The 14,586-nt window shown below is 65.1% G+C and carries 13 protein-coding genes and 2 tRNA genes; 8 read left to right on the top strand and 7 right to left on the bottom strand.

Annotated features, from left to right (window positions below; genetic code table 11):
• The gene (locus EJI00_RS08540; RefSeq protein WP_126747029.1) at positions 1 to 1,854 is read right to left on the bottom strand and encodes a tetratricopeptide repeat protein; all 1,854 of its coding nucleotides are present in this window, start codon (positions 1,852 to 1,854) and stop codon (positions 1 to 3) included.
• Positions 1,855 to 1,925: 71 nt separating this feature from the next.
• Here EJI00_RS08540 and mutM point away from each other — a divergent pair, with 71 nt between their 5' ends.
• The 3 genes from mutM (at position 1,926) to mutY (ending at position 5,861) form a co-directional block, all read left to right on the top strand.
• Positions 1,926 to 2,738, top strand: a complete 813-nt coding sequence (gene mutM / locus EJI00_RS08535; RefSeq protein ID WP_126747028.1) for a bifunctional DNA-formamidopyrimidine glycosylase/DNA-(apurinic or apyrimidinic site) lyase — start codon at positions 1,926 to 1,928, stop codon at positions 2,736 to 2,738.
• An 89-nt stretch (positions 2,739 to 2,827) separates the two neighbouring features.
• Entirely contained in the window at positions 2,828 to 4,789 is a 1,962-nt protein-coding gene (locus tag EJI00_RS08530) for a dynamin family protein (protein ID WP_126747027.1), read from the top strand.
• A 22-nt stretch (positions 4,790 to 4,811) separates the two neighbouring features.
• A complete protein-coding gene (gene mutY, locus EJI00_RS08525) occupies positions 4,812 to 5,861 on the top strand; it encodes an A/G-specific adenine glycosylase (RefSeq protein WP_126747157.1) in 1,050 nt (349 codons plus the stop codon).
• Between the two features lie 4 nt (positions 5,862 to 5,865).
• On the opposite strand, the gene rapZ is transcribed toward mutY, so the two are convergent.
• From rapZ to EJI00_RS08510, 3 genes are read right to left on the bottom strand one after another with little or no spacing between them, the layout of a single operon-like run.
• A complete protein-coding gene (rapZ, locus tag EJI00_RS08520; RefSeq protein ID WP_126747026.1) occupies positions 5,866 to 6,741 on the bottom strand; it encodes an RNase adapter RapZ in 876 nt (291 codons plus the stop codon).
• A complete protein-coding gene (gene recN, locus EJI00_RS08515) occupies positions 6,741 to 8,420 on the bottom strand; it encodes a DNA repair protein RecN (protein ID WP_126747025.1) in 1,680 nt (559 codons plus the stop codon). Before recN ends, rapZ begins: the two co-directional genes overlap by 1 nt.
• 1 nt (position 8,421) lies before the next feature.
• Positions 8,422 to 9,333, bottom strand: coding sequence for an NAD kinase (locus tag EJI00_RS08510; RefSeq protein ID WP_126747024.1), 912 nt, complete (start codon positions 9,331 to 9,333; stop codon positions 8,422 to 8,424).
• A gap of 28 nt (positions 9,334 to 9,361) precedes the next feature.
• Between EJI00_RS08510 and hrcA the strand changes: the two genes are divergently transcribed.
• From hrcA to EJI00_RS08495, 3 genes are all read left to right on the top strand, one after another.
• Positions 9,362 to 10,369: a heat-inducible transcriptional repressor HrcA gene (hrcA, locus tag EJI00_RS08505; RefSeq protein ID WP_126747023.1), complete on the top strand. Its 1,008-nt coding sequence runs from the start codon at positions 9,362 to 9,364 to the stop codon at positions 10,367 to 10,369.
• 32 nt (positions 10,370 to 10,401) lie between these two features.
• Positions 10,402 to 10,478, top strand: a tRNA-Ile gene (locus EJI00_RS08500).
• Positions 10,479 to 10,539: 61 nt separating this feature from the next.
• A tRNA-Arg gene (locus EJI00_RS08495) sits at positions 10,540 to 10,616 on the top strand.
• Between the two features lie 50 nt (positions 10,617 to 10,666).
• Here the strand turns inward: EJI00_RS08495 and EJI00_RS08490 are convergent.
• Both EJI00_RS08490 and EJI00_RS25375 read right to left on the bottom strand, forming a co-directional pair.
• Entirely contained in the window at positions 10,667 to 10,930 is a 264-nt protein-coding gene (locus EJI00_RS08490) for a hypothetical protein (protein ID WP_126747022.1), read from the bottom strand.
• A gap of 198 nt (positions 10,931 to 11,128) precedes the next feature.
• A complete protein-coding gene (locus EJI00_RS25375; protein WP_260590560.1) occupies positions 11,129 to 11,296 on the bottom strand; it encodes a hypothetical protein in 168 nt (55 codons plus the stop codon).
• A gap of 37 nt (positions 11,297 to 11,333) precedes the next feature.
• Between EJI00_RS25375 and EJI00_RS25370 the strand changes: the two genes are divergently transcribed.
• Positions 11,334 to 11,570 carry a hypothetical protein gene (locus EJI00_RS25370; RefSeq protein ID WP_260590558.1) on the top strand — a complete coding sequence of 79 codons (237 nt, stop codon included), beginning with the start codon at positions 11,334 to 11,336 and terminating at the stop codon, positions 11,568 to 11,570.
• Between the two features lie 141 nt (positions 11,571 to 11,711).
• A complete protein-coding gene (gene greB, locus EJI00_RS08480; protein ID WP_126747020.1) occupies positions 11,712 to 12,290 on the top strand; it encodes a transcription elongation factor GreB in 579 nt (192 codons plus the stop codon).
• 26 nt (positions 12,291 to 12,316) lie between these two features.
• Here the strand turns inward: greB and EJI00_RS08475 are convergent, their stop codons facing one another.
• Positions 12,317 to 14,572, bottom strand: coding sequence for a RelA/SpoT family protein (locus EJI00_RS08475; RefSeq protein ID WP_126747019.1), 2,256 nt, complete (start codon positions 14,570 to 14,572; stop codon positions 12,317 to 12,319).
• Positions 14,573 to 14,586: the final 14 nt, after the last annotated feature.

The raw sequence follows: 14,586 nt of genomic DNA, 5'->3' as shown, positions 1-14,586 counted from the left end.
TCACGGCTTGACCCGCAGGCGCTTGAGCGTCTCCTGCAGGGTTTCGTTTTCGGCGTCGCTCAGCAAAGCCTCTTTCCAGATCGTGACGGCCCGGTCTTTCTGGCCGACCGTCCAGAGCACTTCACCAAAGTGCGCGCCGATCTCCGGATCGGGCCGCGTCTTGTAGGCCGCCTCAAGGATGCGAATGGCTTCGGTGGTGTTGCCCAGCCGGAATTCCACCCAGCCCAGGCTGTCCGCAATGAACGGATCTTGCGGCGCCAGCTGCACCGCTTTCTGGATCAGCGTGCGTGCCTCGTCGAGCCGGATCTTGCGATCGGCGAACGAGTAGCCGAGCGCGTTGTAGGCATTCTGGTTTTCGGGCTTGAGCTCGATCAGTCGGCGCAGGAGCCGCTCCATTTCGTCGAGTCGGTTGAGCTTTTCGGCCACCATGGCCTGGTCGTAGATCAGGTCGGTGTCGTTCGGCGCGGCCGCCGAGGCTTGCGCCAGCATGTCGTAGGCCGCCTGATATTGCTTGGCGTCGCGCAGCAACTGCACTTCGGCGAGGAACTTCTGCTTCTTGTCCTCCGGCGTGCGCTCGGGCAGGCCACGCAGCACTTCGCGCGCCTGCGGCAGCTTGCCTTGGCGTGCCAGCAGGCCGGCGCGGCGTGTCTGCGCCACGACCAGGTCGTCGGTGCTGTCGACACGTGCGAGCCAGCGCTCGGCGCCCGTGAAGTCCTTGCGGCGCTCCGAGAGTTGCGATAGAAGCAGGTAGGCCTGCGTGGTGCCGCGCTGGCGATCGTCCGCATCCTTCTGGTCTTTTTGGGACGCGGCGAGCTCGACATAACGCTTGAGCGATGTTTCGGCGGCCCCGTCCTGGCGCGCCTGCGCCTGAAGGCTGCCGAGCAGCAGCCAGGGTTCGGCCAGCTCGGGCCGCGCCGAGGTCAGCGCCTGCAGTTGAGCGCTGGAGTCGGCGAAGCGGCGGTTCTCGACCAGCACGCGTGCGTAGGCAACGCGCAGGTCGGGCGAGGCCTTGGGGTTGTTGGCAAGGTAGCGTGTGACGATCGGCTCGGCCAGCGGTTGGCTGGGGTCGATCATTTCGAGCGCCAGCGCGGCCGGCGCGTCAGAGGCGGGGTCGATTTCCTGGCCCTTGAACGCAGCGTCGAGCGCACCAGTGGTGTCGCCCGCATTCAGCCGCATCCGGCCCACCGTTGCCCAGGCCAGCCCGCCGGTGGCCGGCTTGTTGAGTTCATCGGCCAGTGCCCGCTCGACCACCGAGGCGGCCAGTTTCTTGTCGGTGGAGCGCGAGTAGTTGCGCACGATCACCGCCATGAGCATGGGGCGTTCGACTTGCGAGGTGGCGGCGACTTCGGCGCGCAGCAGCTCGGCCGTTTCGCCGATGCGATTGAGTGCGATGAGGATCTGCAACTCGATGCGGCGTGCATCGCGCGAGTTGGGCAGCGTTTCCTGCCAGGCGCGGGCCGCTGCAAGCGCTGCATCGCCCGAGCGCGATTGCAATGCGATTTCGACCGCGCGCTGAAACAGCTTGCCGTCGCGCAGGCGCCTCGCCGCGTCGAGCACCAGCGCGTAGCCCGCGCCGGGATCGCCGGAGCGCGTGGTCATTTCGCCCATCAGGATTTCGTAGAACAGCTCGGCCGTGAGCGCCGATGGCTGCGCGACGGGTTCGCTCGCCGGCTTGGCCGCGACCGGCGCCGCAGCCGGAGGCCTTGCGCCCGGCCGGGACGGGGTCGGCCGCTCGATGATGGGCGCCGGGCTGTTGGGCGCGGCGGGATCGGAGGTTTGCGCGTGAACCGCGCAAGCAAGCAGCACGAGAGACGCGGCCGCCGCAAGGCGGTGTCGGCGGGGCGATGGAATCATCGAACCATAATAATCCAAGCTTTTGAGCGAGCACCGCGTGGGGCTTCATTGCAGCCCGGAGTTTTTATCTTATGCCAGAGCTTCCAGAAGTCGAAGTGACGCGGCGCGGTTTTGCCGAACGCATTGCCGGTGCACGCATCGATGCGGTGCGCATCGGCAAGCCCTTGCGATGGGCGCTGATGGTCGAGCCCGAGGCACTCGTGGGCCGACAGGTGCTGCAGGTGCGCCGGCGCGGCAAGTACCTGCTGATCGACCTGGATCGCGGCCTGCTGCTGCTGCACCTGGGCATGTCGGGCAGCCTGCGCTTCGATGCAGCGCTGCCGCCGCCCGGCGTTCATGATCACTTCGATCTCGTGACCGACCGGGGTACCCTGCGGCTCAACGATCCGCGCCGCTTCGGTGCCGTGGTCTACGTGGAAGACGAAGCGGCGCCATGGGCCATCAAGCTGCTAGGCGGACTGGGCATGGAGCCGCTGGGCGACGGATTCGACCTCGACGCGTTTCACGCCGGGCTTCGGAAGCGCCGCACCGCGGTGAAGCAGGTGCTGCTCGCGGGCGATGTGGTGGTGGGCGTCGGCAACATCTATGCGTCGGAGGCGCTGTTTCAGGCGGGCATTCGCCCGACCCTGTCTGCCGCGCGAATCAGCCGGCCGCGCGCCGCCAAGCTTCATGCGGCGGTACGCGAAATTCTGGCCAGGGCGGTGGAGAAGGGCGGCAGCACGCTGCGCGATTTCTCCAACGTGGACGGGCAGAACGGCTATTTCCAGCTCGAAGCCACCGTCTACGGCCGCGCTGGCGAGCCTTGTCGGGTCTGCGCAACGCCGATACGGCAGCTACGCCAAGGCCAGCGTTCCACTTACTATTGTCCAAATTGTCAAAAATAGTTTTCTGGCACCCACGTTCGAATATCCTGCAAACGGTTGCTCCACAGCTTGCGATGCTATATTTGTAAGTTGTTTCTTACATATTTCCTTTGAGCCGCTCTTTCAACCAACAACTCGATCAGCACGGCGCCTGGCGAAGCAATTTTGCTCACCGCCTCCAGTGGCTGTCCCGCTGGCTGACCGAGAACGAGCTGCTCGACCAAGCCGTGGCCGAGCGCCTGCGCGGCCTCGAGCTGCAGATTCGCAACAGCAAAGTCATGGTCGCGTTCGTGGCCGAGTTCTCGCGCGGCAAGTCGGAGCTGATCAACGCGATCTTCTTCGCCGGCTACGGGCGGCGCATCATGCCGGCCAGCGCGGGGCGCACCACGATGTGCCCGACGGAACTGGGCTACGACGCCGCGGTGTCGCCCAAGCTGCGGCTGCTGCCGATCGAAACCCGGCTGGAACCCCATTCGCTCACGCACTGGCGCGAGAAGCCCACGCGCTGGACCGAAATTGCAATCGACGTAGAGAACGCCGAGCAGCTGGCCCAGGCCATGGGCAAGGTGGCCGAAGTGCGCTGGGTCAGCAAAGACGAGGCGCATGCGCTCGGCTTCTGGAACGAAGAAACACCCGACGACAACCCGGTGCAGGACGCCGAAGGCCGGGTGGAAATTCCGCGCTGGCGCCACGCCATCCTGAACATGCCGCACCCGCTGCTGGAGCAGGGGCTGGTCATTCTGGATACTCCGGGCCTGAACGCGATTGGCGCCGAGCCCGAACTCACGGTCAGCCTCATTCCGCAGGCGCATGCGGTTGTCTTCATCCTGGGTGCCGAAACCGGGGTGACGCGTTCCGACCTGTCCATTTGGCGCGAGCATCTGGTCACCGAAAACGAAGGCAGCGACACGCGCTTCGTGGTGCTCAACAAGATCGACACCATGTGGGACACGCTGAGCACGCCCGCGCAGATCGAAATGCAGATCGAGCGCCAGCGTGAAGTGGCGGCCAAGTTTCTCGAGGTTCCGCTCGTGCAGGTGCTGCCGGTGTCGGCGCAAAAGGGCCTGCAGGCAAAGATCCAGCGCGACGGGCGGCTGCTCGAAGCCAGCCGTTTGCCGGCACTCGAAACGCTGCTCGCCGAAGGCGTGCTCGGCAAGCGCGAAACCATGCTGCGGCTTGCCGTCGACGCCGGCATGGTGGCACTGCGTGTCGAAGCCGAGCGCATCCTGAAGGTGCGCCAGCGCGACCTGTCGGAGCAGGCGCTCGAGCTGCAGGGCCTGCGCGGCAAGAATGTTTCGGTGATCCGCCATATGCGCGCCCGCATCGATCAGGAGCAGAACGAGTTCGAGGGCAGCAACACGCGCATCCTTGCGCTGCGCTCCGTGCAGGGCAAGTTGCTGCGCGAGGTGTATGCCGTGCTCGGCCGCACCGCGCTCAAGGAGGACATGGTGCGGCTTTCGACCGCGCTCAAGCGCCCCGGCATCAAGCTCAACGTGCGCAAGGTGTACGGCGAGACCTTCGATTCGCTGCGCAACAACCTGCGCGAAGTGCAGGCCACCACGGCCGAGATCCAGTCGATGCTGCACGCCACCTTCCGCCAGCTCAACGCGGAGCAGGGCTTCAACCTGCAGGCGCCCGCCGAGCCCGACCTGACGAGCTTCGAGCAGGAGCTGAGCCAGATCGAGCGCAGCCACATTCATTACCTGAGCGTCGGCAATCTGCTGAGGCTGGCACAAGCGGATTTCTGCGACAAGCTGGTGCGCGCACTCGCCAGCCGGCTGCGGCTGGTCAACGAAGCGGCCATGACCGAAGTCGAACGCTGGAGCAAGGGTGCCAGCGCACAGATCGATGCGCAGCTGAAGGAGCGCCGCCGCACCTTCAGCAAGCGCATCGAGGCGATCGAGCGCATCCAGAATGCGGCCGGCAACCTCGACGAACGCCTGCTCGAACTTGCCGCGCAAGAGAGCAGCCTGGCCGAGCTGCATCTTCGGCTGCAGGAATTCACTTCGATGATCGCGCAACAGGGAAGGCCGGCCGCCGCGGCCGCCATCGGCGAACTGCGTGCGGCCTGATAGCCCGCTGACCGGCGGCGCAATGCAGGAGTTGCACGTGCCGGCTGATTTTGCGCAGCGTGTCGTGGCCTGGCAGCGCAGCCACGGGCGCAGCGAGCTGCCATGGCAGAACACGCGCGATCCGTACCGCGTGTGGCTGTCGGAGGTCATGCTCCAGCAGACCCAGGTTTCGACGGTGCTCGGTTACTTTGCGCGCTTTCTCGAGCGCTTCCCCACTGTGCGGGCCCTGGCCGACGGTACCGAAGACGAGGTGTTCGGGCTCTGGAGCGGCCTGGGCTACTACAGCCGCGCGCGCAACATGCACCGCTGCGCCCAGGAGGTGGTTGCGCGCTTCGGCGGAGAGTTTCCGCGCACGGCCGCCGAGCTCACCACCCTGCCGGGCATCGGCCGTTCCACCGCATCGGCAATTGCGGCCTTTTGCTTTGGCGAGCGCGTGGCAATTCTCGACGGCAACGTGAAGCGCGTGCTGACGCGCGTGCTCGGCTTTGGCGGAGACATGTCTTCGTCGGCGCAGGAGCGCGCGCTCTGGGACAGGGCCACGCAGCTGCTTCCGCCAGACGGGCAGAAGGAAGCCATTGCGGGCTACACGCAGGGCGTGATGGATCTGGGCGCCACGGTTTGCCTGCCGCGCAAGCCGAGCTGCATGATCTGCCCGGTGAACAGCATCTGCACCGGCTTGCGCGAAGGCCAGCCGGAGCGCTATCCCGTCAAGACCCGCAAGCTCAAGCGCAGTGCCCAATCGCTCTGGATGCTGCTGGCGCGCGATGCGCAAGGCCGCGTCTGGCTGGAAAAGCGTCCGGCCAAGGGGATCTGGGCCGGGCTCTATTGCCTGCCGGTGTTCGAGAGCCGCGAAGACCTGCTCGCCGCACTGCCGCCGGCCGCGCAGCGCAAGGCGCAAGACCTGCAGCCCTTCGTGCACGTGCTGACCCACAAGGACTTGCATCTTCACCCGGTGATGCTCCACGGCGGCCAGCCGCAAGGCGAGACCGCGCGCTGGGTGGATGCGGAAGAGTGGGGGCGGCTCGGGTTGCCGGCGCCGATGCGCAAGCTGCTGGAAAGCAGCGCGGGCTAGCTGCTCAGATTGCGTCGAGTTCGCGGTGCCGCTTGAGGGCACCCCAACGCGCGCCAAAGGCACGTGCCAGCTGTTCAACCAGGAACACCGAGCGATGCTGGCCGCCGGTGCAGCCGATGGCCACCGTCACGTAGCTGCGATGGTCTCGCGCCAGCGCATCGAGCCAGCGGGAAAGAAACTGCTCGATGTCGTCGTACATGCGCGCCACGTCATCGTGTTCGCGCAGCCATTCGACCACCGGCGCATCGCGGCCGGTGAGAGGCCGCAAGGTCGGCACGTAATGCGGATTGGGGAGCATGCGCACGTCGAATACGTAGTCGGCGTCCAGCGGTACGCCGCGCTTGAAGGCGAACGATTCGAACACCAAGGTCAGCGCGCTCTGCGGCGCGGAGATCAGCGCCTTGATGTAGCTCTGCAGCTGCGCCGGCCTGATCAGGCTCGTGTCGATCACGTCGGCGCCGTCGCGCAGGTCGGCCAGCAGCTCGCGCTCCAGTTCAATGGCTTGTATCAGCGCGCGCTCCTGCTCGGGCGCGTCGGTGCGGCCCTCCTGGCGCGACAGCGGGTGCCGCCGGCGGGTTTCCGAATAGCGCCGCAGCAGGGCGTCGGTGGTGGCGTCGAGAAACAGCGAACGCAGCGAAACACCGTCGTGCCGCAGCGCCTCTAGCTGTTGCGGAACGATCGGCAGCGACACGCCGCTGCGCACGTCCATCGCAATCGCAACACGCTTGGCTTCCTGCTCGTGTTGTAGCGCGATGAAGGGCGTCAACAATTCGGGCGGCAGGTTGTCGACGCAGTAGTAGCCCGCGTCTTCCAGCGCATGCAGCGCCACGGATTTGCCCGAACCCGACATGCCGGTGATGAGCACCAGATCGAGGTTCATCACAGCGTCGCCGACGTCTTGTGGCCCAGCATTTCTCGGGCATGCGCCAGCGAGGTGTGCGAAACCTTTTCGCCGCCGAGCATGCGGGCGATTTCCCGGGCGCGGTTCTCGTCGTCCAGGCGCGAAACGCCGCTTTCGGTGCGCGGGCCGTCCTGGCCGGCCGCTGCCGTCTGGCGCTTGGCCACCACCAGGTGGTGATCGGCGCAGGCAGCCACTTGCGGCAGGTGCGTGACGGCCAGGACCTGGCGGTCGCGCCCGAGCTGCTTCATGAGGCGCCCCACGGTCTCTGCAACAGCGCCGCCCACACCGGCATCGACCTCGTCGAAGATCAGCGTCTGCGCGGCGCCAAGCTGGCTCGTGGTGACCGCAATGGCCAAGGCAATGCGGGAGAGCTCGCCGCCCGACGCCACCTTGCCGATGGGGCGGGGGGTGCTGCCCGGATGGCCGCTCACCAGAAAGGCGACGTCTTCGAGCCCCGCGCGGCCCGGCTGCGCCAGCGGCTGCAGTTCGACTTCGAACCGGCCACCCTGCATGCCCAGCCCCTGCATGGCCTGCGTGACCGCTTCGGAGAGGCGCGGCGCGGCCTGCTTGCGCGACTTGGCAAGCGCCTTGGCTTCCTTCATGTAGGTCTGTTGTGCAGCCTGTTCGGCACGCTCCAGGCTTTCGAGGTCGCTTTGTGCGTCCAACGCCTTCAGCTCGGCTTGCCAGCCAGCGAGCAGCGCGGGCAGGTCGTCGGGCGTGCGCTTGTAGCGGCGCGCCAGCGACATCCACAAGCCCATGCGCTCGTCCAGTTCGGCAAGGCGCTGCGGATCGGCCTCGGCGTTGCGCAGGTAGCCGTGCAGCGAATGCGCGGCGTCGGAGGCCTGCGCCACGCTGGAGGCCAGCACTTCGCCGAGCGCGCGGAATTCAGGCTCGATGTGCTCGCAGTTCTGCAGCAGTGTCACCGCGCGTGAGAGCGCCGCCAGGGCGCCGTTGTCGTCGTCTTCGAGCGCCTGGCTTGCGCCCTGCGCCGCATCGATGAGCGCCTGCGCATTCGAAATGCGTGCGTGGTTGGTCGAGAGCTCTTCCCACTCGCTTTCGGCGGGGGCCAGCTTCATCACTTCGGCAATCTGCCATTGCAGCCGTTCGCGCTCGCGCTGCAGCGAATCTTGCGCGGAGCGCGCATTGTCGAGTGCCGAGATCGCTTGCCGCCAGCTGTGCCAGGCCGAGTCCAGCGCATCGGTGCGCACGCCGGCATACGCGTCGAGCAGGCCGCGCACGGCCTCGGGGCGCGTGAGGCTTTGCCATGCATGCTGGCCGTGAATGTCGAGCAGTCGGTCGCCGAGCTCCCGCAATTGCGTGGCCGTGGCCGGGCTGCCGTTGATCCAGCCGCGGCTGCGGCCTTGCAGGTCCACCGTTCGGCGCAAGAGCAGGGCGTCGCCCGATTCGAATCCGCCTTCGTCGAGCCAGGCCGCAAAGGCCGGGTCGGCATCGAATTCAGCGCTCACGTCGAGGCGCTCGGCGCCCTCGCGCACCGCGCCTGCATCGGCGCGGTTGCCGAGCGCCAGTTGAAGCGCGTCGATCAATATGGATTTGCCCGCGCCGGTTTCGCCGGTGAGCACCGTAAATCCGGTGGACAGGTCGAGTTCGAGTGATCGCACGATCACGAAGTCGCGCAGTGCGATGCGTCGCAGCGCCATCTCAGGAGCCCCCTTCGTTCCAATGAAGTTTCTTGCGCAGCGTGTCGAAATAGCTCCAGCCGCGCGGGTGCAGAAAGCGCACCCGGAAGTCGGAGCGCCGCACCACCACCCGGTCGCCGATGGCGAGCGAGGCCAGGGACTGCATGTCGAAATTGGCGCTGGCGCCGCGCCCCGACACCAGCTCGATCACGATCTCGTCCGCGTCGGGCAGCAGCACCGGGCGGTTCGACAAGGTGTGCGGTGCGATGGGTACCAAAACCCACCCTGGCACCGCCGGGTGCAGCAGCGGCCCGCCGGCCGACAGCGCATACGCGGTCGAGCCCGTCGGCGATGCGATGATCAGGCCGTCGGCGCGCTGGTTGGCGACGAAATGCCGGCCCACCGAAACCCGCAACTCGACCATGCCCGAGGTGGAGTCGCGGTTCACCACCACATCGTTCATTGCCAGTGCATCGAACACCGACACACCGTCGCGCATGACCTGCGCATGCATGAGGCTGCGGTGGTCTTCCTCGTATTCGCCGGCCAGCATGGGAATCAGCGTGGCCTGGTAATTGTCGAGCGGAATGTCGGTAATGAAGCCGAGCCGACCGCGGTTGATGCCGATCAGCGGAATGCCGTAGCACGCCAGTTGCCGGCCAATGCCCAGCATGGTGCCGTCGCCCCCGACCACCAGGCCCAGGTCGCAGCGCTGGCCGATCTCTTCTACGCTCAGTGCCTCGTAGCGGCCGCCTGCGATGGCGTCCGCAGCGGCCTCTGCAGCGGCGGATTTTTCGACAAAAACAGTGCACCCTTGCGATTCCAGGAAGGCGCCAATATCTTCCATGACGCCGTCGCGCGCGTCCGCTTGCGCCCGGGCGCCTGAAGCCTGGTATTTGCCGATCAGGGCGACGTTGCGGAAGCGGGAAGTCATGTACAAATTACAACACTAAAATCTTGCAATGCTGGACGACCGTGCCAAGTTGCTCCTCAAGACTTTGGTGGAGCGTTACATCGCCGAAGGCCAACCGGTCGGGTCGCGGACTTTGTCGCGCGCGCCGGGGCTGGACCTTTCGCCCGCGACCATCCGCAACGTCATGTCGGACCTCGAGGCGCTGGGACTGATTGCAAGCCCCCACACCTCCGCCGGCCGCATTCCCACGGCCCGTGGCTACCGGCTTTTCGTCGACACCATGCTCACTGCCGAGCGCGAGCAGATGAGTGCGCCGAGCCTGGCACCCGACCAGCCGCAGAAGGTGATAGCCAACGCGGCCAGCCTGCTGTCCAACCTGTCGCAGTTCGTCGGCGTCGTCATGGCGCCTCGGCGGGCGTCAGTGTTCAAGCAGATCGAGTTCCTGAAGCTTTCCGAGCGGCGGCTGCTGGTGATCATCGTCTCGCCCGACGGCGACGTGCAAAACCGCGTGATCTTTCCCGAGGCCGACTATTCGCAGTCGCAACTGGTCGAGGCGTCGAACTACATCAACGCCCACTATGCGGGCCTCACCATCGAGCAGGTGCGCGACCGCCTCCAGTCCGAGGTGGAAAAGCTGCGCGGCGAGATCGCCGCCTTGATGCAGGCCGCCGTCAAGGTCAGCTCCGAGGTGCTCACCGAAGCACAGGAAGACGACGTTGTGATCTCCGGCGAGCGCAACCTGCTCTCCGTGACCGACTTTTCGAGCGACATGGGCCAGTTGCGCCGCGCCTTTGAACTGTTCGAACAAAAGGCGCAACTCATGCGGCTGCTCGATGTGTCGAGCAAGGCGGAAGGCGTGCGCATCTTCATCGGCGGCGAGAGCCAGGTGGTGCCCATCGAAGAGCTTTCCATCGTCAGCGCCAACTACGAAGTCGACGGGCAGGTCGTGGGTACCCTGGGCGTCATCGGCCCGACCCGCATGCCTTACGAGCGAATGATCCAGATCGTCGACATCACCTCGCGCCTGGTCAGCAACGCGCTGAGCCACCGTAAGTGAGCCGCACGGCGAATAGAATCGGGGTCTCTCGTGGGCCGTTAGCTCAGTTGGTTAGAGCAGCGGACTCATAATCCGTTGGTCGATGGTTCAAGCCCATCACGGCCTACCACTTGCATGCATTTCTGAGCTGTCCGGTTTGGGCCAAAATGGATGCTATAATCGATAGCTGTGCGGCTGTAGCTCAGTTGGATAGAGTACTTGGCTACGAACCAAGGGGTCGTGGGTTCAATTCCTGCCAGCCGCACCACTCTCTTAAAGGGTTAGGACATCAACGTGTCCTAACCCTTTTTCTTTTGCCTATCGGCATGCCAAAGAGGGGCCTCCAGGCAAGGTGGTCACGTCGATGGGATCTCTGCCAATGCTCGTGGCAAACCACCGAAAGGTGTTCGTCCGGTTGTCGCCGCGGCCCGTGGTCCGCACGAACAGATAGCCCGACGTCGCATTGCCCAGTCCGTCGACCGGAATGCCCGCCGCCCGAAGCGCCGCGACTTCGGCGCTGGCGCTCATGCCGAAGGGCAACTGCAACGTGATGGTCGCGTTATGAATGACCTGAGTGACCATTGCTTCCCGCCAGAGTCCATGGAGCTCAGAGCTTCCCTCCCGTTCAACTCATCAGTAGCAAGGCCCGGGAATCAAGAATGTGACTTATTTCACGTGAAGGCAAATTGTTAACGTTTATTGATACCGTAACAATTAGTCTGGAAGACATGGGTCGAAGCCTGCCGGACGGGGAAACGGCTTAGAGTGAATCATGGGTACTCACGCAAAAAGACTCGCATTTCCGCTCCTTTTCTTGTTGTCCTTGGCCGCGGGCTCGGCCTGGGCAGGAAAGATCACCTGCATTCCGGGCGCGAACAGCGGAACCACCTCGTCCCTCAGTTCGATCCGCAGGATTTCAATCGACGAGCACTCGCGCACCGTCAACATGGACGTCGTTCGCTCCAGGACGAAAGATACGGAAACCATGGGCAAGCTCAGAGCGGACCTGGTGAACATGGAAGAAGGCCAGTCCGGCGAGCCCGTCTATGTCTTCAACTCCATTCCGACGGTCGGGGTCGAAACCACGAGCCTCTTCAAACTGTTCAAGACAACGGAGTGGCGCCTGATGAGCGCCGGCGTAACGTTCGTGAACAAGGTGCCCGCGCTGCGCGCCGTCGAACAAAGCGTGGTTTTCGACTGCAAGCGCTCCGACCTGGGGTGAAGCAAGCCGGCCGGCACGCCAGGCCTCGCCCCCACGGATCGGGGCACAATATGTTGAACGGGCGACTCAGGAGTTCGCCGCACTTCATCATGAAGGCCTGCAACGAAAGTTGCGGGCCTTTTTAACTTCGGAGGTTTTGCCTTGAGCAAAGCATTCACCAAGGAAACCGACGCCGACGAAGACGACGACGGCGGCGAAAGCGCCGGTCCGGCGCTGCCCAGCGGCAGCAAGAACTACATCACGCCGGCCGGATATGCCCGGCTGCGCGACGAATTGCTGCAATTGATGGACGAAGAGCGACCCAAGGTCGTCGAGGCGGTGCATTGGGCGGCCAAGAATGGCGACCGCTCGGAAAACGGCGATTACCTCTACGGCAAAAAGCGACTGCGAGAAATCGATCGGCGCATCCGCTTTCTGACCAAGCGGCTCGAGATTGCCGAGGTGACCGACCCCTCGGTGCACCATGGCAGCGACCAGGTTTTCTTTGGCGCCACGGTGCGCTATGCCGATGAAAGCGGCGACGAGCGCAGCGTGACCATCTTGGGCATCGACGAAGCGGACAGCGCCCAGTCGCAAGTCAGCTGGATCTCGCCCATCGCGCGGGCCTTGCTCAAGTCCCGAGAGGGCGACGTGGTGAAGCTCGTGACGCCGGGCGGGACGCACGAGGTCGAGCTGCTGTCTGTGAGCTATCCCGCTCCGGGTTCAGGCACTGCGCCGTAAGCGCGCCTCCGGCTTCAGGCGGAATTTCAGGGCGCGGGAACCGTCCGAGCAGCCGTCAGCACCGACGCAGTGCGCCGCGCCGCGCGCAACACCGCATCGAGATGGCTCCGGTCGCGCACGGCAATCACAAAGCGCAGGTCGGTCGAGTCCTGCGGCGTTTCATCGGCCATTTCGACGTGCGTGATGTCCGCTTCAGCATCCGCCAGGGTCGCGGCCACGCGGGCCAGCACGCCCTTGTCGTTGCGCACGGTAATCACCACGCCGGTTTCGAAAGCACGTGTGGGCTCGTCGGCCCATTCGACCGCGAAGAAGCGCTCGCTGTCCTTGTGCCGCAGGCGTTGGCCGACGCCGCAGCTTTCGGTATGCACCACCAGGCCTTCGCCATGCCCCAGATAGCCGACGATCTCATCGCCCGGAATTGGGCGGCAGCACAGGGCAAAGCGAACGGAGGAGTTCTCGCTGCCGTCCAGCGTCACGGCGCCCTGCGAAATGGTTTCGTGCGAAATGAAGCGCTCGCGGCTCAGCAGCAGCGCATCCGGCCGCTCGCCCAGTTCGGAGAGCATGGCCACGAGCCGTTTGGCGACGATGCTGGCAATTCGCTTGCCCAGTCCGATGTCGGTCAGCAGCTCGGCGCGCGTGCGGTTGCCGGTGAAGCGCAACAGCTTTTCCCACAGCGCCTGATGCTCGGCATCGTCGGCCGGCAGCTTGCTCAGGCCTTCGGCGCGCAACGCCTGCGCGAGCAGTTTTTCGCCCAGCCCTTCGGATTCAGCGTGAGCCAGCGTCTTCAGATAGTGGCGGATCTTGGAGCGCGCGCGGCCGGTTCGAACAAAGCCGAGCCAGGCAGGATTGGGCGTTGACACCGGCGCGGTAATCACCTCGACCACGTCGCCGTTCTTCAGCTCGGTGCGCAGCGGCACCTGGTCGCCGTTGATACGCGCAGCAGACGTGTGGTCGCCGATGTTGCTGTGAATGGCGTAGGCAAAGTCGACCACCGTGGCGCCGCGCGGCAGCGCCAGGATCTGGCTCTTGGGCGTGAACACGTAGACCGCATCAGGAAACAGGTCGACCTTGACGTGGTCCCAGAACTCGGCCGCGTCGCGGGTTTCGTCCTGAATGTCGAGCAGCGACTGCAGCCACTTGGTGCCGAGCCGGTCGTTGCTTGCCGCATTCGGCTCCGCGGCCTTGTAGAGCCAATGCGCCGCCACGCCCGATTCGGCCACCACGTGCATGGCCTCGGTGCGCAGCTGAAACTCCACGTTCACACCCGCCGGGCCCACCAGCGTGGTGTGCAGCGACTGGTAGCCGTTGAGCTTGGCAATGGCGATGTGGTCCTTGAACTTGCCCGGCAGCGGCTTGTACATCTGGTGCAGGATGCCAAGGCCCGTGTAGCAGGCGATCACGTTCGGCACGATCAGCCGAAAACCGTAGATGTCAGTCACCTGGGCAAAGCTCAGGTGCTTTTCTTCCATCTTGCGGTAGATCGAATAGAGCGTTTTTTCGCGGCCCGCAATCCGCAGCGTCATGCCGGCGGCCGAGAAGGCGGACTCGACCTCTTTCTGCACCTTCTGGATCAGGTCGCGCCGACGGCCTCTCGCCTTGGCAACGGCCTTGGACAGCGTGGCGTAGCGCCAAGGCTTCAGATGGCGGAACGAGAGTTCTTGCAGCTCGCGATAAGTCTGGTTCAGGCCGAGCCGGTGTGCGATGGGCGCATAGATCTCGAGCGTTTCGCGCGAGATGCGGGCCCACTTTTCGCGCGGCGCATCGTCCAGCGTGCGCATGTTGTGCGTGCGGTCGGCCAGCTTCACCAGAATGACGCGCACATCGCGCGCCATGGCCAGAAGCATCTTGCGGAACGATTCGGCCTGGTTTTCTTCGCGCGTGTTGAACTGCAGCTTGTCCAGCTTGGTGAGCCCGTCGACCAGCTCGGCAACCGGGGCGCCAAAGCGCTCGATCAGTTCCGGCTTGGTAACGCCGCAATCTTCGATGGCGTCGTGCAGCAGGGCGGCCATCAGCGCCTGCGCGTCGAGCTTCCATTCGGCGCATTGCGCAGCCACGGCAATCGGGTGCGTAATGTAGGGCTCACCGCTGTTGCGCAACTGGCCCAGATGGGCCTCGTCGGCAAAGCGGTAGGCGCGGCGGACCAGCTCGGTGTCCTCGGGGCTCAGGTAATCGAGCCTGGCCGTCAGCGCGGCAAAGCTTGCGGCGGCCGCATTCAGCGCCGCCGGGCTCGGCTTTGGCGTGCCCGAAGGGGCATGGGACTGATGTTTGGCAACCGCACTCATGGCTACCACTTTAG

It is taken from the genome of Variovorax sp. DXTD-1 (genome assembly GCF_003984625.1).
Taxonomy (GTDB): Bacteria; Pseudomonadota; Gammaproteobacteria; order Burkholderiales; family Burkholderiaceae_C; genus Variovorax.
This window is presented reverse-complemented; position numbering and strand designations above follow the sequence as displayed.